Origin of the sequence: Pseudomonas sp. OE 28.3 (genome assembly GCF_014268205.2) — a bacterium.
Classification (GTDB): Bacteria; Pseudomonadota; Gammaproteobacteria; order Pseudomonadales; family Pseudomonadaceae; genus Aquipseudomonas; species Aquipseudomonas edaphica.
The window spans coordinates 4,471,399-4,494,664 of record NZ_CP077082.1 but is presented as its reverse complement, the minus strand read 5'-3'; the positions used below and the strand labels follow the sequence as shown (position 1 = coordinate 4,494,664).

The window sequence follows — 23,266 nt, the reverse complement described above, 5'->3', positions numbered from 1 at the left end:
GAGTGACTGCCCATGTTCATCAATACTGCCCGCGTGGCCCTGCTGACGCTTGCCGTCGGTGCTGCGCAAACCGCGTTCGCCGTGCAACAGGTGGATTTCAGCCCCGACCGTGTGCGTATCCATGTACCGCGCAATGAAGCGGCGATTGCGCAGATCCCGCCGGGCTTCAAGTTCGCCCAGCCCGGCAAATTCACCGTGGCCGTGTCCGGCGTGGCCGGGCCGCCGCTGGCGCTGTTGGCCAATGACGACAAGACCACCATTGGCAGCGAAGCCGACACCGCGCAGCTGGTGGCCGACAGCCTCGGCCTGCAACTCAATGTGGTGCAGACCAGTTGGGAGGATTGGCCGCTGGGCGTCAGCTCCGGCAAGTACGACGCGGTGATCAGCAACGTCACCGTGACCGAGGCGCGCAAGAAGCGTTTTGACTTCGCCACCTATCGCCAGGATGTGCTCGGCTTTTACGTCAAGAGCACCAACAAAATCACCGAGATCAAACAGGCCGCCGACATTGCCGGGCTGAAGATCATCGTCGGCTCCGGCACCAACCAGGAAAAGGTCTTGCTGGCCTGGAACGAGGCCAATGAAAAGGCCGGTATCAAGCCTGCGCTCCTGCAATACATCGACGACCAGGCCGCCGCGCAACTGGCGGTGCAGTCCGGTCGCAGCGATGCGCTGTTCGGGCCTAACTCGGTGTATGCCTATTCGGCGGCGGTCACCGGTGGCATCAAGCGGGTGGGTACGGTGAACGGCGGCTGGCCGTTGAAGGCCGATATCGCCGTGACCACCCGCAAGGACAACGGCCTGATCCAGCCGATTCACACCGCCCTGCAAGGCGCGATTGCCGGCGGCCAATACGAACAGGTGCTGCAACGCTGGGGCCTGGACATCGAGCGCGTCGACACCTCGCTGATCAACCCACCGGGCCTGCCGGACTAGGAGCATCGACATGGGACTGACACGCCGTGAAGCGCTGTCGAGCATCGCCGCTGTAGGCGGCGAAAAGGCCGTCAAGGATGCATTGGCGGTATTGGGTTTGGGGCCGTCGTCACATCGCCGCCCGCAACCGCTGAAACTCAACGCGGGCCTGGGGCAGGGCACTCGTGTGCTGGTGCTGGGCGCCGGGATTGCCGGGTTGGTGACGGCCCTGGAACTCAGCCGCGCCGGGTTCAGCGTACAAATACTGGAGGCCCGCAACCGCGTGGGCGGGCGCACCTGGACCCTGCGCAATGGCGACCGCGTGGACTACAAGGACGGCCGCACGCAAACCGTAGCGTTTGATAACGGCCTGTATTTCAACGCCGGTCCCGCCAGGATTCCGAGCCAGCACCGCACGCTTCTCGACTATTGCAGCGAGCTGGGTGTGCCGTTGGAAGTGCTGGTCAACAGCAGCCACGGCGCCCAGGTGCGGCCCGACCTGCAACAGCCGGCGTTCACCGTCGGCCAGGCGATCAATGACACCCGCGGGCATTTGTCCGGCTTGCTGGCCAAAGCCGTGCAGCGCGATGCCCTCGATGATGTGTTGAGCAGTGAAGAGCGCACGCGCTTGCTGGCGTTTTTGCAGGTGTATGGCGATCTGTCGCAGGAACTGGCCTTTGAAGGCAGCTTGCGCTCCGGTCACCTGGAGTCGCCTGCCCACCCCGGCGCGCTGCCCGCCAGCCGCAGCCCGCTGGCGCTGGACCGGCTGCTGCATCCGGAGTTGTGGGGCGCGTTATTGCACACCGAATTCCCGGAATTTTCCGCCACCATGTTCCAACCCGTCGGCGGCATGGACCGCATCACCGACGCCTTCTACCAGCGCGTGCGTGAGCACGTGCAACTCGGCGCCCAGGTGCGGCAGATCCGCCAGCTTGAAGACGGCGTGGCGGTGACCTACCACGACCAGCTAAGCGGCCGCGAACAGGTGGTGCGGGCCGATTACCTGGTCTCGACCTTGCCGTTGCCACTGTTGGCCAAACTCGACACCGACTTCAGCGACCGGGTCAAAGCCGCCTTGCTCAGCACCCGCAGTGATCAGGCGACCAAAGTGGCGTGGCAATCGCCGCGCTTCTGGGAAACCGACTATCGCACCTACGGCGGCTTGTCGTGGATCGAACACCCGGCGCGCCTGCTGTGGTACCCCAGCAACGACCTCAACACCCGCGACGGTTTGTTGGTGGCCGGCTACGTGACCGGGGAGGGCGCCGACGTGTTTGGCGCCAAGCCGTTCGACCAGCAGTACGCCACGTCCAAAGAAGCCGTGGAACTGCTGCATCCGGGTTATTCAAAACACCTGCGCCACCCGCTGGCGGTGTCCTGGGAACAGATCCCCTACAGCGAAGGCCCATGGCTGCAACGCGAACACTTCCCGGCCGACGCCAGTGCCTTGCTGGAACAGGCCCACGGCCGCGTGTACTTCGCCGGCGACGGCCTGGTGCAAAGCGGTGTGGGCATCTGGCAGGAGTCGGCAGCCAACTCGGCGCGGCATGTGGTCGCGCAGCTGGCCGAGCGCGTTACCCAACAACAACAGATTGCGGCACTCGCCGCCTCCTGAGGAGCATCACCATGAGCGACAGCATCCAACGCACCAGCGTCGGCGATTTTCCCATCTCGCAAACCGTCACCGTACCGGCCTCCGCCAGCCTGATTTTCGTCAGTGGTACCTTGCCCGACCTGGCCGACCCGAACGTGCCAGGGGTTTACGGCAACACCGAAGTGCAGACGGTGTCGGTGTTCAACAAGCTGCGCAAGATCCTCCAGCAGCAAGACCTGGACCTGGGCGATATCGTGCAATTGCGCGTGTTTCTGGTGGGGGCCGAAGAGACCGACGGCAAGCTCGACTTTGCCGGGTTGCAGCGTGGTTACACGCAGTTCTTCGCCACGCCAGAGCAGCCGAACAAGCCTGCGCGCACGGCGTTGCAGGTGGTGGCATTGCCGTTGCCAGGGGCGCTGGTGGAAGTGGAGGCGATTGCGGCCAGAACGGCCTGACTCTATTGAATGCGCTGTTGTGGATAGCTTGCTTGCTGTGGCTTGTTGTGGCGAGCAGGCTTGCCCTGCGTTGGGGCGCGCAGCGGCCCTGAAACCAGGCGCTGAGTTCCTTCAGGAGAATCCCGGTGCCTTTACTGGGGCTGCTGCGCAGCCCAACGCAGGGCAAGCCTGCTCGCCACAACAAGCCTGCTTGCCACAATAAGCCACTAGCCACAACAAGCTGCTCACCACCATTGGTGGCAGGCCCGTGAACAGATCATCGGATTGTCAGTAACCGCATGTCACCTTTTTGTCGCTTGCAGTCTCTACTTTGTCTTGAGCGTTTTTATCTCAAGCACCCCAGGGATTGATTAGTGCCATGCCAACTCTCACCCGCCGCACCCTGCTGAAGGCCGCCGCCATCGGCTCCGCCTACACCCTGCTACCCGACTCCATCCGCCAGGCGCTGGCGATCCCCGCCAACAACCGCACCGGCACGATCATGGACGTCGAACACGTAGTCATCCTGATGCAGGAAAACCGCGCGTTCGACCACTACTTCGGCACCTTGCCCGGCGTACGTGGTTTCAGCGACCGCTTCACCATTCCGCTGCCGGGCGGCCGCAAAGTCTGGGAGCAACAGGGCAAGGGGCGGCGCGTATTGCCTTATCATTTGGACAGTTCACGCGGCAATGCCCAGCGTGTCGACGGCACGCCACATTCCTGGGTTGACGAACACGCCGCCTGGGGCAGCGGCCGCATGAATGCCTGGCCAACCTACAAGACCAACACGTCAATGGGCTATTACCGCGAGCAGGAATTGCCGTTCCAGTTTGCGTTGGCCAACACCTTTACCCTGTGCGATGCCTACCACTGTTCGGTGCACGCCGGCACCAACCCGAACCGGCTGTTCCATTGGACCGGCACCAACGGCCCGACCGGCGCCAATGTGGCTGCGGTGGTCAATGAATGGGACGGCCCTGGCGCAGTGAGCGTGGGTTACACCTGGAAAACCTACCCTGAGCGCCTGGAAGAGGCGGGCGTGAGTTGGAAGGTCTACCAGTTCTTGCCGGATAACTTTGGCGACAACCCGCTGGCTGGTTTTCGCCAGTACCGCGCCGCCAGCGTTGCGGCCGGCAACCCGGCGGAACCACCGAAAGACTTCAAGGCCTTTGTGCCCTACAGCGATCAACTCAACGCCCGTGTGCCGTTGTACAAAGGCAACGGCAACACACTGCCATCGGCAAACGGCAGTGACCTGGAAGCGATCATCCAGGGCTTTCGCGATGACATAAAAAACGGCCGCTTGCCTCAGGTGAGCTGGCTGGTCGCCCCGGCCAATTACTCCGAACATCCTGGGCCTTCCAGCCCGGTGCAGGGTGGCTGGTTCACCCAGGAGATTCTCAAGTCGCTGACTGAAAACCCGCAGGTTTGGAGCAAGACTGTATTGCTGGTCAACTACGATGAAAACGACGGTTTCTTCGACCACGTCCCTTCACCGTCAGCCCCGTCCAAGCGTGCCGATGGCAGCTTTGCCGGCAAATCCACGGTCAAGTTCGACAGCGAAATCTTCACGCACCCGGCGCCGCCCGGCACCACGCAACAGCCTGCGCCTGACGGTGGTGTTTACGGCCCTGGCCCACGGGTGCCGATGCTGGTGCTGTCGCCCTGGAGCCGCGGCGGTTGGGTCAACTCCCAGGCGTTCGATCACACCTCGGTGCTGCAATTTCTGGAGAAGCGCTTCCAGGTGCGCGAGCCCAATATCAGCGCCTGGCGCCGCGCCGTATGCGGCGACCTCACCTCGGCGTTCAACTTCGTCAACCCCAACACCGAGTTGTTGCCGCCACTGCATGAAACCACCCGCCGGGCGGCGGATTTGCTGCGCCAGCGCCAGGAACAACTGGCCCAGGTTGTGGTGCCTGCTGAAGGTCGGCAACAGGCGCCGCATCAGGCGCGCATGGCTCGACCATCCCGTGCGTTGCCATACCAGTTGAACGTCGAAGGTGACGTTGATCGTCGCGCCGGTGAGCTGACGTTGAACTTCTTCAACCATGGCGAACAGGGCGCGGTCTTCCACGTCTACGACCGACTGCACCTGGAAGACATCCCGCGGCGCTACACCGTGGGCGCCGAACAGCACCTCAGTGATACCTGGCCAGTGGCTGGCGGCTATGACCTGTGGCTATTGGGGCCGAACGGCTTTCACCGATCATTCAAGGGTGATCTGCAACGCCGCGAACCCGAACTGTCAGTGGCTTACCAGGGGGACAGCGTTCAACTGACGGTGATCAACCCCAGCAAGCATCCAGCCTCGGTGACGATCAAGCGCTGCCCTTACACCCATCAAGGCCCATGGCTGCTGGAGATTGCTGGCCACAGCTCGCAGCAACGCACATTCTCCCGTCAGCCGAGCGGTGGCTGGTATGACTTCACCGTGCGTAATGAGCATGGCTGGGTGCGCCGTGTGGCGGGGCGGGTTGAGACGGGGGCGCATAGCATCAGTGACCCGTTGATGGGCAAGCCGGTGTAGCAAACCCTGAGGCGGCGGATAGCGTTGAACCGATCCGCTGCCTTTGGCCGGGAGTTAGTATTTTGAGAAATATCCTACGTTCATAAAGGATTAAACATCCGCGCTTTTTCCGGGCAGTTTTAGACAATCGTTGGGTCCACCACCCACGAGCCCACGCCAATGACGAGCCAGCCTTTACGCGTCCTGATCCTTGAGGAGCACGCCTTTCAGCGCGCCGTCGTCGTGAGCCAGTTCAAACGGTTGGGGCATGCGGTGATCGAGGCGACGCATGCCACTGAAGCCTTGGCCCTCCTGGAAAGCGTTCACGGGGTGGATGTCGTACTGTGCGACTTGTCCATGTCCGGCATGGATGGGCTGGAGTTTTTGCAACATGCCGCGCAACAAGGGTGGCTGCATGGCGTGATTGTCAGCGGCCATCAGCCGACCGGGATCAGCCAAGCCCTGCAACAGTTCACCAGCCTGCTCGGCGTGTGTTTGCTTGGCCATGTCGAAAAGCTGGCGACCCTCAATCAGCTCGAAGAGGTATTGCATCGTCATCAGCCTGTTGGGGGGATCGTGCCTGCGGTTTCACCTGCGTTGCCATTGTTTACTCAGGCGCAAGTATGCGACGCATTAGCTGCCGGCCAGCTGCACGCGTACTACCAGCCCAAATTCAGCCTGTGGACCAACGAGATGATCGGCGTGGAAGTGTTGAGCCGCTGGCAGCACCCGCTTTACGGTCTGTTACCGGCAATGGCCTTCATGCCGGTGCTGGAGCGTTGCGGGCTGCTCGACCCATTGTTGTTTGCGCAGATGCACCAGGCCTTGACCCTGCAACAACACGTCAGGGCAAGCGGCATGACCTTGAACCTGGCGTTCAATCTGCACGCCAAGCAATTGGCTCAGGGTGGGTTGGGCAGGAAGATCAAGGACGTCATGGCGCCGTTCAAGGCACCGCGCTCCAGCGTGACTTTCGAGCTGACCGAAAGCGGCATGCTGGAAGCCTCGGCGAGCAGCCTGGCGTGCCTGATGCGTTTGCGCATGCTCGGTTGCAACCTGTCCCTGGATGACTTCGGCGCCGGGTTTTCATCCTTGCAACGCCTGTGTCAGCTGCCGTTCAACGAGATCAAGCTGGATGCCGAGTTTGTGCGCGGCATGACCACCGACCCACGTTGCCGTGCGGTGATCCACAGCACCCTGGCGCTGGGCGACAGCCTGGGCATGAGCGTGGTGGTGGAAGGCATCGAAACCCAGGAGCAGCAGCGGCAATTGCTGGCGATGGGCTGCAGGGTGGGCCAGGGGTATGTGTATGCGCCGGCGATGAGTGGCGAGCAGTTGTTGTGGCGGTTGCAGAACGTGGCTTGATGGGCGTTGAGCGAATACAGGTGGCAGGGCGCTCACCACCATTTCCAGCGGCCCTGTTTTTTCAGGGTGGCGATGATGTCTTCGCGCTTGAGGCGGATTTCGACCATCTTGTGGCGCAGTTCGCGGCAGCGGTTGCTGTTGAGGATCAGCAGGCCGGTCAGTGGGCTAAGCAATGACATAGCGTAGAGAAAAAGCGGCGGGCGGTACGCAATTGCGGGTAGGGATATCAGCAAGCAAATTAAGTAAATACCGACACTGATCCATACCGCGCGGATATGCCCATAGTTGACCTGAGCCTTGGAAAAAAACAGGACAAGGCCTGCTGCGATGCTGCCGAGAAAACAGATCTTAATTGCAAGGTCTTCCGGAAGTCTGGAGAGAAAGGTCAGCAACAGTAAGACGGCAGTCATTGCAATCGTGGAGCAGCCGGTAATTAGATCGGCGCCAATCACTAGCGCGTAGCGTCTCCTGAACGTTTGTGGGTTCTCAAAATAGAAGTATGCGTAAGCGCGATCCTCAGAGGTCAGGGCTTTGCGATCTTCATATATTTCATCCTTTTCGGATCCGCTAAGACCTTTTTTTGGTACATGCTTGCTCACTGGCTGACTTCCTCGTAGATACCAATAGCCCACGTCTTGATATTTCCTGGCATCGAGCTGCTCGCGAAACCCAGGGTTGCAGCCAAGGTGTCTTTTATGTGATTGGCGGTAGCAAGTTGCATTTCTGTGGCACTGATTCGTTTTGGTAATACGCCGGTGGCTTGTTTCACCTTGAGGATTTTTAGGGTTAATCGAGGATCACGAAGCCTGAGCAATTCATCATTCAGTCTCGCTCGTTCTTGCCGGTTCAGACCTTTGAGTACTTGTTTGAGAGGTTTGCCAGTGACTCTTGTTGCTGTGTTTATTGTTTTGATTGTGGTCAAGGCAGAAGTGGCGACGCCAAGTAATGCAATGGCATCCAGCGTCGTAACAACGGCCTGATACCAGGTTTCGTTATCCAGAAGATCAAGGTATTGGGGCGCAAACGCTTCTACACTGGTTCGACCTAACCCGATGGCGCATTGGGTCATACTGGCAGCCAGAGCAGCCTTGCCGATAAACGTAATTACCGCGCTCGTCCCCGCCGTAAAGGGCATCAACATCACGCCACTGGTAATGACTACCCAACTCAGAATCGCCCCCGTACAGGTCACCGCCGTGCCAAGCGCTTCAGCCACCCATTCCGACTCGCGCGGCTCATGCTCCAACATCCGCTTGAACTCCACCGGCCCCACATACTTGGGCGCCTCACGCAGCACGACCTTGATCGGTCGCACACTGCAAATCGCCTGAAACTCACGCAGTACCACCACGTTAAACATGTCATCGATATACACCACCCCCGCGCCAATCAGCGCCGGGTCGCTATCGATGGTGAAGAACAACTTGCGCAGATCAATACTGCTTTCAATCCGCTGACGCGTGGTGCGGTGGGCCGAAGGGAATCCATCTTTGAGCAGGGAAGCCGTCATCCTTAACTCCTGTTATTGCGGGAGTCGAGAGCGTAAAGATGAGGCGGTGCCGCTGAATGTCGGAAGGTTCGCCATTTAACGTCGGGTGCGTCTCTAACCGGCGTTAGCGTCTTGCGTGCACCGCGGTGGCTGAGGAAAAGTGCGCCCCACGTCACTACCGACGTATACCAAGGCAGGGAGCAAACATGGCAGTCGATATGTTTTTGAAGCTGGGTGATATCAAGGGTGAATCAAGGGACCAGGCCCATCGCGACGAGATCGACATCACCCAATGGGCGTGGGGCATGTCGCAGTCGGGTTCGATGCACAGCGGTACGGGCGGCGGTGCGGGCAAGGTCAATATCGCCAACCTGAACCTGACAAAACCACTGGATAAGTCCAGCCCCAACCTGATGATGGCCTGCGCCAGCGGCAAGCATTACCCCGAGGCCAGGTTGGTGGTACGCAAGGCCGGCGGTGCGAGCCCGGTGGAGTATCTGGTGATTACCCTGAAGGAAGTCATGGTGGTGTCCTACAGCACGAATGCTGAAAGCAACACCGACGTCGTGCATGACAGCGTCGCTCTCAATTTCGCCAGCGTCGACGTCAGCTACCAGCCGCAGAAGGTCGACGGTACCAAGGACGGCGGGCCAGTGAAGTTTGGCTGGAACATTCGGCAGAACATCAAAGCCTGAGCACCAGCCAGCCTCTTATTGTTCCAACTGCAATGCCTGCTGTTTGAGCCTGCGTTTTTGTTCAAACGGCAACTTCTCATCATCCCCATACGGCGCGCTGTACCAGTTGCCGTAACTCGGGTTCGGCAGCAGGAACCAGCGTTGCCCCAGCCAGCTCACATAGGGTTCCACCGCTTTGCGTTGGGCGGCAAGGGTGTTGTGTTCGGCCTGCACGAAATCACCCAGCGAGTCCCCGGCCATCAGCAATACGCGGGCATGGCTGGCGACCCACTGACGGCGACATGTCTTGCCGTAGCCGGCGCTTTCGCAATGGCCGATGGGCGTGCTGGCGGCCAGGACCTGCGTGTCGCTGGCCACCGGAAACCCGCGCAGGCGCAGGTTGGCGACGGTGGCCGCGACCTGGCTGTGTTCGCGGTTGGTGAGGTAGTAAACCTTGATGCCTTTTTGCTCGGCGGCGTGCAGGAAAGCCACTGCGCCCGGCAATGCCTGGGCCTTGGCCTGGTCGACCCAGGTGTTCCAGCGATCGTAGGAATAGATTTGATTATTGATGATATCGCGCGCGTTCAGCGGCACGTTGTCCAGCAGGGTTTCGTCGATATCAACCACCACCGCTGGAGGCAAGCCGTTCAGGTTGCGGGGTGGAAAGGGCAGGGCATCCCAGGTCGGGTCGGCCAGGGCCACGTCGAGTTGGCGGGTGGCGTTGGCGAACAGCTGGCGGTAGATCAGCTCGTGTTCGATGGAGGTCTGGGTCCAGAGCACGGCGTCGAGTTGGTCGTTGGCCGGCGGGGTCTGCTGGCAGCCGGTCAGGGCGGTGGTCAGCAGGCAGACACTGGCGAAAATCAGGTGGCGCATGGGATGCCTCGGCGGTGGACGCGTGTGGGCAGCACCTTAGCCTAATCAGGCTATACATCAATCCCGAATGTGGGAGCTGGTTTGTTGATGTAAGGGCCAGAGCAACGTCAGCAGCAGAGCCATACTCGGTCAACTGTGGGAGCTGGCTTGCCTGCGATGGCATCAACTCGGTGTATCAGGCACACCGAGTTGATGCCATCGCAGGCAAGCCAGCTCCCACAGAAAAGCAGACGAGCCACCACCCCTCAAGGCCCACACACCAACGCCTGCCGCTCATAGTTCAACGCCTTGTTCTGCGGCGGTAGCGCATAGCTTGCACTGCAGCGCTGCTCGCCCCACTTGATGATCAGCGTGCCCTGATCCTGCTCCACCAGCGCCAGCGCATTCCCGTTCGGATCTGCAATCGCCAGTTGCTTACCCGCCGAGTCTTCCAGCGAAGCCCCGAACGACAACGGCTTGTGCTGCGCATCAAACAACTCGAACAACACCCGTCGCCCGGTGGTGCCGCTGTAACGCGCAACTACAATAGCGCCACGGCGCGGCACCAGTTGCTGGGTGGCGTTGGTGATTTCCACATCGCCGCCCAGGTCGCGGGTGTCCAGGCTGATCCAGTTCACCCGGTAAGGTTGCGCCGTGGGGATCACCGCATAGCCGTTGTAGCCGGTCTCGACGCCGCTGTAGCTGCCGATTTTAGCCCCCGAGATACCCGGCACTTCAGCCAGGGCGAAGGTTTCGCTGACGGTCTGCCCCAGGTTGACGCCACCTGCGTGCGCCACCACGGAGCCGGCGAGGTTGAGGTTCTGCGAGTTGTAGCCCTGACCCTGGCTGTAACCCAGGCTCACATCCGCCATAGAGGTGCGGCTGTTGATATTCACCGAGCCGGAGTCGCCGCTGGTATCGCTATGGCCCGCCTGCACCGAATAGAAGGTGTCACTGGTATCGGCGACGTAACCGTTGATACCCGCTTGCGTGGTGGTGTCGCCGCGCTGATGGCTGGTAGTGACAAAGGCTCGCGGCGCACGAGCCTGGCTGCCCAGTGGGAATGAGACGGACAGGTTCACTTGGGTGTCGCTGCTGGGCTCGCCATAGGTGACGATTTGCTGGGTGCGCGTCACGCCAAGGTTGTAGCTCAGGTCGCCCCAGTTACCGGTGTAACCGGCAGACAAACTGCGCGAACCGCCACGGTTCCAGTAGCGCTGGTCACTGGCATTGACGTACAGGCTGCCGAACTGGCTGTTACGCCCCAGGCTCTGGTTGATGGTCAGGTCGGTACGGGTTTTCGAGTGGCCGGTGCGCACGCGCACGTCTTCACTGTTGTCTTCCACGTGGTCGGTGAGGGTGCGGTAGCCTTCGGTGGAGTAACGGTAGGCGGCCAGGGTGAAGTTGGTGTCGGTGCCGGCAAAGGTCTTCGCGTACAACGCCCGCACGCTGCTGCCCTGATGGGTTTGCCCGCGCGCTTTGCTGGACGAGTGCGTGGTATCCAGGGAGAAGGCGCCGAACGCAGTGTTCCTGCCAGCGCCGATCGACAGCGCGCTGTAGTCCTCGCTGGCTTGCAGGCCGACGATGCCGCTGAGGTTGCTGGTCAAGCCATATGCCAGCGTGCCGCTGAGAAAGCGTGGGCTCCCCAGGCCGTCGGCATTGCTCTTGAACGTGCCCGCCGAGAGGCTGTACTTGACCTGGCCTTCACGCACCATGATCGGCAAACTGGAAAACGCCTGCATCGTCACCCGCCGGCTGCCGTCGGCTTCGATCACGGTGATTTGCAAGTCGCCGTTGGAGCCGCTGGGGTAGATGTCGTTGATCTCGAACGGGCCGGGCGCGACGTTGGCGGTGTAGAGGATGTAGTCGTTCTGGCGGATCTCTACGGTCGCGTTGGTCTGCGCCACGCCACGAATCACCGGCGCGTAGCCGCGCTCGCTGTCGGCGCGCATGCCGTCGTCGGAGGCCAGTTTGAGGCCGCGATAGCGCACACTGTCGAACAGGTCGGTGTCGGAGAAAATCTCACCGGCGCTGAACTGGCCCTTGATCGCGGTCACGTCGTGCTGCACGTAGGTGCGGTTACTGGTGAAGGTGTTCGAGCGGTCGGTGCCGCTGCTCATGTTCGATTCGTTGCGCAGGCGCCAGGCGCCCAGGTTGATGCCGTTGCGCAGCCCGAGGTTATTGGCGATGCGGGTTTTATAGTCGCCGGCGGTGCGGCTGCTGTTGAGCTGGTAGTTGATGAACGCGGCCGGCACGCCGTCGTCCCACAACTCTGGGTCGACATACCCGCGCAAGCCGCGCTGCATGGCCACTTGCGGAATACTTGCCAACAGGCGCAGGCGGCTGCTGTCGTAACGCACGCTGGCGTCTTCGATCATGTCCGCGAGGGCATAACACTCTTGCGGTTGTTGCGGGTCGAGTTTGCCTTCGGCCTGCAACCGGCCCATGTCGACGCCCAATTGCTTGAGCAGGTCGAGGGTCAGGCAGGCTTCGACCCGGCCGTTGTTCGGGTTGCGTTTGAAGTCGATATCACGCCGGCCCACCAGCACTTCGTTGCTGTACAGGTCGACCCGGTAATTGCCCGGCAGCACGCTGTTGGCTGAGAGTAGTTGCTGCAAATCGACTGGCGACTGCGAGCCCTGCAGGAACGTGGTGTTGAAGCTTTGCGCTGCGTCATCGGCCACCGCCCAGGTCGACAGGCTGGCAGCCATCGCGAGCGACAGCGTCTTCAACTTCAGTACGCCACGTGCGGGCCTGTTGCTGGAAAGAAAAGACATGCGAAGACCTATGACATCCCTGATTGACGGACAGCCGGGCACGCAAACACGCACGCGAAGTGAGCCTGTGGGTTAGAGAAGCTACTTAGGGTTTGAGGCGCGATTCAGTCGCGTGCGCAGGTAGCGCAGCGCCGCTCGACAGGGGCGCGCTGTAGTGGTTTTGCGCGCCATAGTCATTGATGCTGGAAAACGACAGTTGCACCGGGCCGTTGGCGATGGCTGCTGCGATCGGGAACTGTTTTTGCTCGTCAGGCGCAATCATGGTGGAGTCGCTGGCCAGCACCGACTGTACTTTGATGTCGGCCATGGACACGTGATACAGCGTCGGGTTTTTCACCTGCAGCAGGGTCTGGCCGCCGTGTTTGGCAAGTGTCCATTCAAGTTGCGCAGGCGCTTGCAGCGCGCTGCCGGTAAGGCCGGCAGGGCGGTAGAAAATCTTGATGCGCTGGCGGATGGCCAACTGCAAGGTGTTCTCGGCGGCGCTGGCCTTGGGGATTTCCTGCACGTTGAGCCACACCACCGACTCGCGGTCCGTGGGCATGCCTTTGCCTTCGTACAGAATGCGCAGCAATTGTTGTTCCTTGGCGAATACCCGCGCCAATGGCGGGGTGACGGCAAACGGCGCGCGGCTGGCGCTGGCGTCGTTCATGTCGACCCAGGATTGAATCAACACATCCTGGTTGCCGTTGCGCACGGTGATATTGGCTTCCTTGTGGTCGCCATCAAACACGATGCGGGTGGCATTTAATGAAATGCTGGCGGCGGCCTGGGCAGCCATAAGCAAGCCCAGTAGCCCCAAGCATGCGGCGATAGAACGAGGCGGCATGAGGGTTATCCGGTGTAATCAAAAGACAATGGCGAGGCCGCAGGGCCTCGCGCGTTCGGTGCCGGGGGCGCCGAGTTATTCGTATTGCAGGATGAACGGCAGGGTGGCATCACCGCGACCGGCGGTGGACGAACCGGCGGCTGCGGTGGTGACGTAGGCGGCCGCGAAGCTCAGGGTTGCGTCGCCGCCAGTAGTGCCGGCGCCGTGCATGGTGCTTTCGATGCGCGCGGTGCTGGAAGAGCTGAGGTCGATCAGGCTGCCTTTGCTGTCGAGCAGGGCGATACCGACGTTCTGTGCAGTGGCCGAACCCGGGTTCAGGGCCAGGACTTTTTTGCCGGTGACCAGGCCCGAACCGCCGTTGTTGGCGTCAAAGATCATCGCGACTTTGGTGCCCTGGTTGCAGTTGACGTTCAGGTTGAAGTCTTTGGCGGTGACACGGCCTGCGGTTGGGTTTTCGGCGGTGCCCATGTCCTTGATCGACACGTTGCCCATGTCCACCGAAATGGTGCGGTCGGAGTTGGCGCCGTCGACCGAGCAGGCATCGTTGTTGATCACGCCGGTGAAGGTGATTTTACCGCTGCCGCCCAGGGTCGGCGTCGGTGCCGGGTCGACGGCAAATGCACTGCCGGAAGCGGCGATAATGGCCGAGGCGATAACAGCCAGGGAAAACTTCTTCATGATGATGTCCGTTAGTGTTAGTTGGAAAATGCTGTTGTTGAACTGCGAGAGGAGAATAAGCGGCGAGGGCAAGCGAGCGAATAAGACGATTCTTATAAGTCAGGAAACGGACGGTTTAGAGCGGTGAAAGGGCGTGTGAATACTCAGAAAATAAAGGGCGAAGCCATTGTTTTAAATGGCTTGCTAGTTGTCGGTTAGTTGAAAATGTTACGTGCCAGGCAATAAGCGAGCAGGTCCTGGTCACTGCTCACTTCAAGTTTGCGCATGGCCGAGATCTTTTGCGCGCTGATGGTCTTTGAACTGCGGTTCTGGCTGCGCGCAATATCACTGACGCTCATGCCGGAAATAAATAAGCGCAGGATCTCGAACTCTTTGGGCGACAAACTGGTAAAGCGCTCGTCAATAGCCGTAAGGGTCTCGATCACCGAGGTTTTTGGCGGTTCCAGGCTGCGATAGGCGCTCTGCTGGGCGATCGCCTTGAGTGCCAATTGAATCTCGGTGTGCAACTGGCTTTTCTGGATGATGCCGACCACACCCAGCTCTTGCAGGCGGGTGAGGATCAAGTGATTGGAAATCATCGTCAGGATCAGGATCTGCACCTGCGGAAAATGCCGCTTGAGGTACTCCACCAATTTGAGGCCGTCGCCGTAGGGCGAGTCGCCCGGCATGTTGTAGTCGGTGATCACTATGTCGGCGCCCTGGTGCTGCAACAGCGCGATCAGGCCGGCCGAGCACACGGCCTCGCCGACCACCTGGAAGCGTGTGTCGCGCTCTACCAACTCGCGAACACCCAGCAATACGATCGGGTGATCGTCCGCGATTACCACGTTGAATTTTTTCATAAAGGGCCGTCCGTAGTGCCAGTTCAAGTGAGTGAAGAGTGCCCGGGCTGGAGAGTTTCCAGAACGGCCGACAGACGCTGCATCACCGCCTTCACCTTGAGTTCAAGTGCCGTGTCGAGGCTGCCGCGGTTAAGTGCGCTTTCCAGTTCGATGCACGCTTGGGCCAGGTTCAGCGCCTGGACTGCGCCCAGGGCGCCGGCGACCGAATGCAGCAATTGGCCCAGGCCGTGGGCATCACGTTGCGTCAGGGCGGTATCGATACGCTGCAAGTCCTGCTGCACGCTGCTGATGAACAGCGGGCGCATCTTGTCCGACAGCTGCACGCTGTCGTCGCAGGACGCAGTGGCAGGCTCCGGCGCCGGCTTGACCTTGCACAGCTTGATCAACTGCCCGCGCAGGGTTTGCAGGCTTAACGGCTTGACGATCCAGGCGTTCATGCCCACCGCCAGGCAGCGCACGCCTTCCTCGCGCATGGCGTTGGCGGTCACGCCGATAATCGGCAGGTGCGGGTCATGCTCACGCAAGGTCCTGGCCAGTTCATAGCCATTCATCAACGGCATATTCACGTCGGTCAGCACCAGGTCAAATGCCTGGGGTTGCCACTGTTGCAGCGCCTGCTCGCCATTGGCGGCCAGGCTCACCGAACAGCCGAGCGCTTCGAGCTGTTCCTTGATGATCGCCTGGTTGACCGGGTTGTCCTCGGCCACCAGGATGCGCAAGCCCAACTGCCCGATGCTTTGTGGCCGGGCCGCTGCGGGTTGCTCATGCTTGCCGTGCTGCGCCAGGGACACGGTGCTGGCGATGCTGCGCACATCGTGCAGGTCGACCACCCAACCTTGCGCCGTGTGCAGCGGCGGGCTGTGTGCGCCCGGCAGGCACAGCACGCGTTGGCCGCCCCATGGCTTGGCGGGCTCGCTGGGCAGCAGGTCCACCAGCACCGCGTGGCGGCTGTCTTTTTCCTGGGTGGTCGCCGCCAAGGCCGCTGCGATGCCTAGCCGATTGAGCCAGTCACTCATCGACTGCGCCAGTTCGCGCACCGGCGCCTGCACGTACACCGGCGTCGGGCTGGGTTCGATCAGCGGCAGGTTGGTCAGCGTGCCGCAGCACAGCGGCAGGCGCATTTTCAGGGTAAAGCTGCTGCCCAGCCCCGGCTCGCTGACCACCCGGATCTCACCGTCCATCATCTGCGCCAGCCAGCGGCAAATGGGCAGTCCCAGCCCGGCGCCGCCTTCGCTGGCGGTGTCCGGCGCCTGGTAAAACAGGTCGAACAGCTTGGCCTGCTGCGCTTCGGGAATGCCGACGCCGGAGTCGGTGACTTGCCATTCCAGGTCGACATGCTCGGCGTCCAGCGCCATCACCCGGGCACGAATCACCACGCGCCCGATGTCGGTGAACTTGATCGCATTGCTCACCAGGTTATTGAGGATCTGGCGAATGCGCATCGGGTCGCCCATCAGGCAGTCCGGTAACTGCGGGTCAATGCAACTGTAGAGTTGCAGACCCTTGCGCTGGGCGAAAGCGGCGTAGGTATGCAAGGTGTCTTCGAGCATGTCCAGCGGGCAGAAGTCCACGGCTTCTATTGCCATTTGCCCGGACTCGATCTTCGACACATCCAGCACATCGCTGATCAGCTGGAACAGCGTGGCGGACGAACGTTGAATGGTGTGCAGGTAAGTCTTCTGATGCGGATCCAGATCGGTCAGGCCGAGCAATTCCAGGGTGCCAAGCACGCCATACAACGGGGTGCGGATCTCATGGCTCATGGTCGCCAGGAACAACGTCTTGGCCTCGTTGGCGGTATCGGCGGCGTGACGTGCCTCTTCCAGCGCCTGGGCGTCTTCGATGTGCCGGGTGATGTCGTTGAAGGCATACAGGCGCACGTCCTCGGCCTGATAACGGGTCGACACGAAGCCGATTTGCAGGTGCCGGCCTTCGATCTCCAAGTGGCTTTCGCCGTTCTCGACGCCGTCGTGTTGACCGGCCATGGCCGCCACCAGACGTGCGGTGCCCGGCCACTGCTGGGCGCGCTGGTTTTCGATCAGCACCTTGCCGTCGCTGCGCCGCACCACGCACAAGCCGGTGGGCGCGGTGTCGATGATCACGCGGCTGAACGCCACGCTTTCGGCGATGCGTTCGTGGGCCAGGCGCGCCGGACTGATCACCTGGCGCCGGTACCAGCGGCTGCCGGCCCAGCCCAGGGTTATCAGGCTGACCAGCAGCAGCGCCAGGGTGCTCAATGGCCATAAGGCCGAGTGGAAGAAGTGCGAGTAGTTCAGGCCATAGACTGCGCTCCAGGGCCGGTCGCCAGCCTGGGTAATCTTGAATTCAAAGCCATGTGCCGTGAAGTGCACGCCATTGCTGAGCGACGGCTCGGTGGCTGGCCCTACCAAACGGGTGCCGTCGGGCGCAAACAAGGTGAAGCGATCAAACGCGGAGTGATCCAGCGCGCGCTGCACATCGTCGACCTGCGACAGGTCGAGCAGGGTGCCGATCACCGTCTGGCCCTGGCCGTCGAGTGACAGGCCAATGTAGGCCAGCAAGTGCTCGGGCTCCGGCCCTGCTTTCCAGTACACCCAATCCTGCTCCAGTACCTGTGGCGTCTGCGCAAGGCTTTGCTGCACAGCATTGACCAGCGCCACCTGGTTGCCGGTCTCTTCAGTGCTTTCGCGACGCTGATAGCCCACGGAGGGAATGGTGATGGTGTAGTGGGTCTGGCGATTGAACAGAAAAGTTTGCGGTGCCTCGTACGGTGACGAAGACCAGAAGGCGCTGTAGTAGCTGGTCAGGTGTGCGCCCAGGGCAAAAATCGGTGGCCGGGCAGCTACGCCGACCTGCTGCTCATCGAACTTGACGTCGAACGGTACCGAAAACGAGTACTTCTGGCCTTCATATAACGTGCGGCGGTTCTCGACCATTCGGCTCTTGAGGCTGACCTGCACGCTGGTTGCCCGCAGCAATTCGGCCTGGATGCCTGGGTGCGTCAAGCTCTTGAGATAGGTTTGCTGCTCGCTGAGGTTTTCCATTAGCCGGGCAAAATGAAAGCGCGTTGCGCCATAACGGGTTTCGATCCCGCGTTGCAATGACCAGTAGTTGGTGAGGAGCAGCAGCAACGCGATTCCAATCAGCACCATCAGGCCTTTGTTCAAGCGTACGGAGCTGCGGGTAAAGGCTTCGAGTATCGCGTTGTTGTGCTTCATCAGGGGTTTCCGCAGGCGCAGGACAAATCGGCACTGGATGGAGCTTGCGCTTTATAAAGGGCAAATAATCCGGGGCCTCCAGCTAGTGAGATGTCGCGGGGCCATCATTGTTCAGTAGTTGCTGAAATTGGTCCGAAGACACCGCGTGGGAGATCAGGAAACCCTGCACCTGATTGCAGTCGATTTTGCGCAGCAGCGCCAATTGCGCTGGCGTTTCCACACCTTCGGCGACCACTGTCAGGCCGAGCTTGCGGCCCAGCGCGATGATGCTCGCCAGCGCCTGGGCGATGCCTTCGTTGTCATGGCTGCCCTGCACCAATGCCTGGTCGATCTTCAGTTCGGTAAACGGCGTTGAGACGAGGTTGAGGTATGAGCTGTAGCCCTTGCCAAAATCATCCTGGGACAAGCCGAAGCCTTTGATGCGCAAGCGGCAGGCCCCGGCGTAGAAGTTGCTGATGTCCTGTGGCACCGAGCATTCCATCAACTCGAAGCAGATCATTCCGGGAATGCCGTCGTGGTGCAGCACAAACTCCAGCAGGCGGTCCGCCAGGTCATGGCTGTTGAGCAGATGGGTGGGCAGGTTGATCGCCACCGGGATTTCATAGCCGCGTTGGCGCCACTGCTCCTGGGCGTGAATCGCCTGTTTGAGTACCAGCCACAACAGCCGTTCTTCCAGCTCGAAGGCCTTGATCGCCGGCAGGAACGCGGCCGGCAGCATCACGCCTTGCTCGGGGTGCATCCAGCGCACCAGGGCTTCGGCGGCGACGATGCGCCCGTTGGCGAGGGATTTTTTTGGTTGGAACCAGGCCTGCAACTGGCCGCTGCTCATGGCCTGCACCAGCGTATGGCGGTCGATGTCCATGTGCTCGGGCAGTTCGGGGGAGGGCTTGCGCACCGTGTTCCTCAACTGATCGACCAGATTGCGTAAGGCCTCGGCGTTAACGGGCTTGGAGATCAGCCCGATCACTTCCACATCGAGGTTTTTCGCCACCAGGCTGGCTGCCATCAGCATGCGCCGCGAGGCGGCGCTCATGATCGCCAGGGCCGGCTTGCTGCGCAAGTTGGCCAGGCACTGGATAAATTGCACGCCGTCCATGCCGGGCATCAGCAGGTCGGTCAGTACCAGGTCGAAATCGCGCTGGCGTAAACGCTCCAGCGCTTCTTTGCCGTCCTCGGCGGTTTCCAGCCTGAAATCCCCCAACTCACTGAGCAAGTGCTGCAGGTAGATGTGCTGCAGGGGATGGTCCTCAACAATCAAAATACTAAGGGGCTTCATGGGTGATCCGTGCATAAGGCGCCAGGGAGTTGAATAGAGCCCGCAACGCAAAGGGTTTGACCAGGCAATGGTTCATGCCGGCGGCCAGGCACAGGTCGGCCTCGCCGCGCATGGCGTTGGCGGTGGCCCCGATAATCGGCAACGGGCAGCCTTGGCGGCGCAGTTCGCGTGCCAGTTCATAGCCGTTGATGTGGGGCATGTTCACGTCCGTCAACACCACGTCGAAGCTACCGGCGGTGTACAGCTGCAACGCTTCCTGACCATCGGCCGCCAGCTCCACGGTGCAGCCGAGTTCTTCGAGTTGGTCACGCAAAATCAGCTGGTTGATGATGTTGTCCTCGGCTACCAGCAAGTGCAGGTTGAGTTTGTTCAGGTCGCGCTGGCGTGTTTGCTCATCGGCACGGGCCACCCACAGCCCTTGCGCCTGGCTCACGGCCTGATGAATCGCACCCAGGTGGTTGAGGTTGACGTGCCAGGCGCCGGCCTCGGCTTCCACGGCGGTGCAGGCATTACTGCTCACGTGAATCACCGGCCCCGGCCATTCGGGCGCCAGCAATGGGTCGACGCTGCCGGGGTGCACTTGCAGCAGCAGATGCGTGTCCGGCAACGTCGGCAGGCCGGCCTGGGCCCTGGCACCCCAGCGGCGCAGCCAGCCGCTGACGGAGTTGGCCAGTTCCGGGATGGGCGACGCTACATAGATGGTCTCGGCCAACAGCGCGGTCATCGGCGTGGTCGGCGCTTCTTCCAGCGGCAGGATCAGGCTGAAACTGCTGCCCAGGCCCAGCTCGCTGACCATGCGGATGTTGCCGTTCATCAATTCGGTCAGGCGTTGACAGATCGGCAGGCCCAGGCCGGTGCCGGCGACCACATTGGTGTTGCCTTCACTCTGGTAGAACGGCTCGAAAATCATCGCCTGGTCTTCCTGGGCGATGCCTTTGCCGGTGTCCGAGACCTGCCACAACAGGCTGGAGCGTTCACCGTCACGGCCAAGTACCTTTACCCGCAATACCACGCGGCCGTAGTCGGTGAACTTCACCGCATTATTGAGCAGGTTATTCAGAATCTGGCGAATGCGCGTCACGTCGCCGATCAGCCGTTCGGGCAGCTTCGGGTCGAAGCAGGCATACAGCTGCAAGCCTTTGCCTTGAGCGGCTGCGGCATAGCCCTGAATGATTTCATGCACCAGCTCCAGCGGTGAAAACTCGCTCATTTCCAACGCCAGTTGCCCGGCTTCGATCTTCGACACATCGAGCACATCGCAGATCAATTGCAACAAGGTCGACGACGAGCCTTCGATGGCATGCAAGTAGTCCCTTTGCTGCGCATCCAGTTGTGTGCGCGCCAGCAGTTCGAGGGTGCCGAGCACGCCGTACAGCGGCGTGCGGATTTCATGGCTCATGGTCGCCAGGAACAGGGTCTTGGCGGCGTTGGCAGCGTCCGCCGAGTGGCGTGCTTCTTCCAGCGCTGCTTCGACTTGCTTGCGCGCACTGATATCGCTGAACGCGCAAAACAGCACGTCCTCGCCTTTATAGCGGGTGGGGGCACTGCTCAGGTACAGGTGGCGGCCGTCGATGGTTTCAAAGTAATCACTGCGTTCGCATGGGCCTTGGGCGAAGGCTTGCTCGATCCAGCCGGCCCGCAGTGCCTCGCGCTCCGGGCCGTTGCCCAACCATTGCTGGGCCAGGGTGTTTTCCAGCACCACCTGGCCGTCGGTGCGGCGCAGCACGCAAAGGGCCACGGGCGCGATCTGGATCACATCGCGGCCAAAGGCTTCGCTTTCGATCAACGCCTGGATGCGATGGATCGACGGAATAATGAAACGCTGGTCGACGCGGCGCATCACCAGCCAGATCAGCGTGAGGCTGAACAGGCAGAACAACAACGAGCCGAGCAGCTGTTTCCACAGGCCGGTGACCACCGCGCGCAGGTCGATGGAATACATCAACTGCCATTCCGAAGACTTCAAGTGCTTGCGAATCACCAGGTGGTCGGGCAGCAAACCGTTGCCGACAAAGCCAAAAAAGCTTTCCTCGCCGGGCCGCAGGTGTTGCTGTTTGAGCTGGGTGTCGGTGCTGTTGGTAAACACCAGCATGCCCTGGGAATTGAGCATCATGAACTCACCGGCACTCTGGTCGCTGAGGGTTGAAGACACTTCACGACTTTCCATCTCAAGGCCGAGCCAGCCGGACTCAGGGTCGCGCTCGTCGAGGCGGATGAAAATGTAGAGGTGCGAATGGCCTTCGGTGTTGTCGCTCAGCCACAACTCGTTGAGTGTGGCCGGGTCGCTGTGCTGCAGGGCCTTGAGGCGGTTGAGCATGCACTTGGAAATCGGCAGTACCTGCGCGGTAGCGTCGTACAGCCGCGTCACCTGTGGGCTGGGGCCGGCGTTCACATACAGCAGGTTGAGCTGCTTGGCCTTGAGGTAGTCGCGCATGCGTGCGGTCAGCCAGATGCTCCACTGGTTGCCGGGTGTGTTGCCCAGTTCCAGGTGTTGTTCTTCCTCGGAGGAGGGGTAGAGCCTGGACTGTTTGCGCACCGCCGACAGGCTCAGGCTTTGCAGTAGCGCCTCGCGGTTGGTGAAAAAAGTATGGGCTTCGGCGATGGCGCTGCTCATGTAGCCGCGGCGCTGGGAGATGTCGTTGTTGAAGGTCGACAGCAGAAAGGTATAGACCCCGCTCAGGATGCCCACGAGCAGCACGCTCGCAAAAATACGAAGCAGCCTTCTGGCTGCTTCGGGTCGGGAGAGGACGGGGTTGATCTGGAGCAGGTAACTTTTCAATCGCATCGGCGCAGAGTAGTGGCATATCAATGCCAACGGCATAAGACGATCCTTAAAGTCGTCGGCTACTTGTAAAACATGTCCACCACCACTGCGGCTTCGAAAGCCCCCGGAATCGGCAGGGTGCGCCAGCTCAGGTCGGCGCGAAAATCATTGCGTGCCTGGCCGGAGCCCATCAGTGTCTGCAACGTAAACCAGTCATTGAAGGGCAGGCGCTGATCGCTGTCGGCGCGAGACAATGAGATGCCCACCGAGCTGTTGTTGGCCGGCACCAGCAAGCCGTTGATGACACTGCCGCCACCTGGGGTGGTGGCGAAGCGTGCATTGACGGTGTAGGGCGTGTCACAGACTTTGCGCAGGCTGAGGTTGAAGTTCGCGGTGCTGGCCACGGCGCCGACCTGCGCCTTGCGTGATGGGGTGGGGAAGTTGACGACACTGGGGGTAATGGTCAGTTCGGGCGCGCAGGGCACGAAGCGGATGTCGTTCATGCCGGTGACGATGTAGTTGAGGTTGCTGTTGGGGTTGGTGTTGAGCCCGCGTACGCCGTCGAGTTGGAACACGCGATATTGAGCCAGGGTGCTGGCTTGACCGCTGGGCGGTGTCTTGCCGTATTTTTCGATGAATACACTGAAGTTCAGGGTAAAGCGCGCTTTGTCCCAGCCTGTGCAATTGGACCAGTTGCAACCGCGGTCCGAGTAAAAACCGGTGCCGACCTTACCGGTGCTTTGGGTGATGGGCGCGTTGTTGTAGCGGATGCCTACGCGGATGCCTTGGCCGATGCTGACGTTGGCCGGGTTGACGTAGAAATACACTTCTTCGCGGCCGTGGTTGCGGTCGTCCTTGCACAACACATTCGTGGAGCGTGGGCCCGACTCCCAGATGATCGTACCGTCCGGTGCATCAGCCGCAACCGCCAATGAGGTGCCAAGCGGGTTGATATCGACATAGGCGCCGCTGCCATCTTCCACGCACGACAGTGCATAGCTTGTGGCAGGAAGGGCCGCGCAGCCGCACAGTAGAAGGGGCAGTAAACGTTTGGTGAGAGACATAAATGCAAGT

General features: G+C 60.9%; 17 protein-coding genes. 6 read left to right on the top strand and 11 right to left on the bottom strand.

The annotated features are described in order from the left end of the window. Nucleotides 1-12 precede the first annotated feature (12 nt). The 5 genes from HU759_RS20070 (at nucleotide 13) to HU759_RS20050 (ending at nucleotide 6,817) form a co-directional block, all read left to right on the top strand. A complete protein-coding gene (locus HU759_RS20070; RefSeq protein ID WP_099549947.1) occupies nucleotides 13-936 on the top strand; it encodes an ABC transporter substrate-binding protein in 924 nt (307 codons plus the stop codon). 10 nt (nucleotides 937-946) lie between these two features. Next, complete coding sequence (locus HU759_RS20065) at nucleotides 947-2,530, top strand: FAD-dependent oxidoreductase (protein ID WP_170040388.1); 1,584 nt, start codon at nucleotides 947-949, stop codon at nucleotides 2,528-2,530. An 11-nt stretch (nucleotides 2,531-2,541) separates the two neighbouring features. Further along, nucleotides 2,542-2,964 carry a RidA family protein gene (locus HU759_RS20060; protein WP_017138711.1) on the top strand — a complete coding sequence of 141 codons (423 nt, stop codon included), beginning with the start codon at nucleotides 2,542-2,544 and terminating at the stop codon, nucleotides 2,962-2,964. A 358-nt stretch (nucleotides 2,965-3,322) separates the two neighbouring features. Then, complete coding sequence (locus HU759_RS20055; protein ID WP_170040390.1) at nucleotides 3,323-5,473, top strand: phospholipase C, phosphocholine-specific; 2,151 nt, start codon at nucleotides 3,323-3,325, stop codon at nucleotides 5,471-5,473. Nucleotides 5,474-5,632: 159 nt separating this feature from the next. Beyond that, the gene (locus HU759_RS20050; protein ID WP_170040392.1) at nucleotides 5,633-6,817 is read left to right on the top strand and encodes an EAL domain-containing response regulator; all 1,185 of its coding nucleotides are present in this window, start codon (nucleotides 5,633-5,635) and stop codon (nucleotides 6,815-6,817) included. A 32-nt stretch (nucleotides 6,818-6,849) separates the two neighbouring features. On the opposite strand, the gene HU759_RS20045 is transcribed toward HU759_RS20050, so the two are convergent. Next, nucleotides 6,850-7,416, bottom strand: coding sequence for a hypothetical protein (locus HU759_RS20045; protein WP_017138715.1), 567 nt, complete (start codon nucleotides 7,414-7,416; stop codon nucleotides 6,850-6,852). Next, nucleotides 7,413-8,327, bottom strand: coding sequence for an NAD synthetase (locus HU759_RS20040; RefSeq protein WP_170040394.1), 915 nt, complete (start codon nucleotides 8,325-8,327; stop codon nucleotides 7,413-7,415). The genes HU759_RS20045 and HU759_RS20040 overlap by 4 nt, the downstream gene beginning before the upstream one ends. Nucleotides 8,328-8,512: 185 nt before the next feature. Here HU759_RS20040 and HU759_RS20035 point away from each other — a divergent pair, with 185 nt between their 5' ends. Further along, entirely contained in the window at nucleotides 8,513-9,001 is a 489-nt protein-coding gene (locus HU759_RS20035; RefSeq protein WP_170040396.1) for a type VI secretion system tube protein Hcp, read from the top strand. A 15-nt stretch (nucleotides 9,002-9,016) separates the two neighbouring features. Here HU759_RS20035 and HU759_RS20030 read toward each other — a convergent pair whose 3' ends face one another. From HU759_RS20030 to HU759_RS19990, 9 genes are all read right to left on the bottom strand, one after another. Beyond that, the gene (locus tag HU759_RS20030; protein WP_170040398.1) at nucleotides 9,017-9,853 is read right to left on the bottom strand and encodes an HAD family acid phosphatase; all 837 of its coding nucleotides are present in this window, start codon (nucleotides 9,851-9,853) and stop codon (nucleotides 9,017-9,019) included. 245 nt (nucleotides 9,854-10,098) lie between these two features. Next, the gene (locus tag HU759_RS20025; protein ID WP_186617573.1) at nucleotides 10,099-12,609 is read right to left on the bottom strand and encodes a fimbria/pilus outer membrane usher protein; all 2,511 of its coding nucleotides are present in this window, start codon (nucleotides 12,607-12,609) and stop codon (nucleotides 10,099-10,101) included. An 85-nt stretch (nucleotides 12,610-12,694) separates the two neighbouring features. Then, entirely contained in the window at nucleotides 12,695-13,435 is a 741-nt protein-coding gene (locus HU759_RS20020; RefSeq protein WP_170040402.1) for a molecular chaperone, read from the bottom strand. 75 nt (nucleotides 13,436-13,510) lie between these two features. After that, nucleotides 13,511-14,113: a fimbrial protein gene (locus HU759_RS20015; RefSeq protein WP_017139590.1), complete on the bottom strand. Its 603-nt coding sequence runs from the start codon at nucleotides 14,111-14,113 to the stop codon at nucleotides 13,511-13,513. A gap of 194 nt (nucleotides 14,114-14,307) precedes the next feature. Continuing rightward, nucleotides 14,308-14,955, bottom strand: a complete 648-nt coding sequence (locus HU759_RS20010; RefSeq protein ID WP_099549954.1) for a response regulator — start codon at nucleotides 14,953-14,955, stop codon at nucleotides 14,308-14,310. Nucleotides 14,956-14,978: 23 nt separating this feature from the next. After that, nucleotides 14,979-18,152 (bottom strand): hybrid sensor histidine kinase/response regulator, encoded by a 3,174-nt coding sequence (locus HU759_RS20005; protein ID WP_017139587.1) that lies wholly within the window; start codon nucleotides 18,150-18,152, stop codon nucleotides 14,979-14,981. A gap of 82 nt (nucleotides 18,153-18,234) precedes the next feature. Next, nucleotides 18,235-19,428, bottom strand: coding sequence for an EAL domain-containing protein (locus HU759_RS20000; protein ID WP_017139586.1), 1,194 nt, complete (start codon nucleotides 19,426-19,428; stop codon nucleotides 18,235-18,237). Then, nucleotides 19,415-22,213, bottom strand: coding sequence for an ATP-binding protein (locus tag HU759_RS19995; RefSeq protein ID WP_170040468.1), 2,799 nt, complete (start codon nucleotides 22,211-22,213; stop codon nucleotides 19,415-19,417). The genes HU759_RS20000 and HU759_RS19995 overlap by 14 nt, the downstream gene beginning before the upstream one ends. Nucleotides 22,214-22,272: 59 nt before the next feature. After that, nucleotides 22,273-23,256, bottom strand: coding sequence for a fimbrial protein (locus tag HU759_RS19990; protein WP_026013883.1), 984 nt, complete (start codon nucleotides 23,254-23,256; stop codon nucleotides 22,273-22,275). Between the last annotated feature and the right edge of the window lie 10 nt (nucleotides 23,257-23,266).

What these genes read in the sequence shown, in the direction of transcription:
- HU759_RS20070 (WP_099549947.1), top strand. Translation starts at nt 13, where the DNA reads ATGTTCATCAATACTGCCCGCGTGGCCCTGCTGACGCTTGCCGTCGGT.
- HU759_RS20065 (WP_170040388.1), top strand. Translation starts at nt 947, where the DNA reads ATGGGACTGACACGCCGTGAAGCGCTGTCGAGCATCGCCGCTGTAGGC.
- HU759_RS20060 (WP_017138711.1), top strand. Translation starts at nt 2,542, where the DNA reads ATGAGCGACAGCATCCAACGCACCAGCGTCGGCGATTTTCCCATCTCG.
- HU759_RS20055 (WP_170040390.1), top strand. Translation starts at nt 3,323, where the DNA reads ATGCCAACTCTCACCCGCCGCACCCTGCTGAAGGCCGCCGCCATCGGC.
- HU759_RS20050 (WP_170040392.1), top strand. Translation starts at nt 5,633, where the DNA reads ATGACGAGCCAGCCTTTACGCGTCCTGATCCTTGAGGAGCACGCCTTT.
- HU759_RS20040 (WP_170040394.1), bottom strand. Translation starts at nt 8,327, where the DNA reads ATGACGGCTTCCCTGCTCAAAGATGGATTCCCTTCGGCCCACCGCACC.
- HU759_RS20035 (WP_170040396.1), top strand. Translation starts at nt 8,513, where the DNA reads ATGGCAGTCGATATGTTTTTGAAGCTGGGTGATATCAAGGGTGAATCA.
- HU759_RS20030 (WP_170040398.1), bottom strand. Translation starts at nt 9,853, where the DNA reads ATGCGCCACCTGATTTTCGCCAGTGTCTGCCTGCTGACCACCGCCCTG.
- HU759_RS20025 (WP_186617573.1), bottom strand. Translation starts at nt 12,609, where the DNA reads ATGTCTTTTCTTTCCAGCAACAGGCCCGCACGTGGCGTACTGAAGTTG.
- HU759_RS20020 (WP_170040402.1), bottom strand. Translation starts at nt 13,435, where the DNA reads ATGCCGCCTCGTTCTATCGCCGCATGCTTGGGGCTACTGGGCTTGCTT.
- HU759_RS20015 (WP_017139590.1), bottom strand. Translation starts at nt 14,113, where the DNA reads ATGAAGAAGTTTTCCCTGGCTGTTATCGCCTCGGCCATTATCGCCGCT.
- HU759_RS20010 (WP_099549954.1), bottom strand. Translation starts at nt 14,955, where the DNA reads ATGAAAAAATTCAACGTGGTAATCGCGGACGATCACCCGATCGTATTG.
- HU759_RS20005 (WP_017139587.1), bottom strand. Translation starts at nt 18,152, where the DNA reads ATGAAGCACAACAACGCGATACTCGAAGCCTTTACCCGCAGCTCCGTA.
- HU759_RS20000 (WP_017139586.1), bottom strand. Translation starts at nt 19,428, where the DNA reads ATGAAGCCCCTTAGTATTTTGATTGTTGAGGACCATCCCCTGCAGCAC.
- HU759_RS19995 (WP_170040468.1), bottom strand. Translation starts at nt 22,213, where the DNA reads ATGCGATTGAAAAGTTACCTGCTCCAGATCAACCCCGTCCTCTCCCGA.
- HU759_RS19990 (WP_026013883.1), bottom strand. Translation starts at nt 23,256, where the DNA reads ATGTCTCTCACCAAACGTTTACTGCCCCTTCTACTGTGCGGCTGCGCG.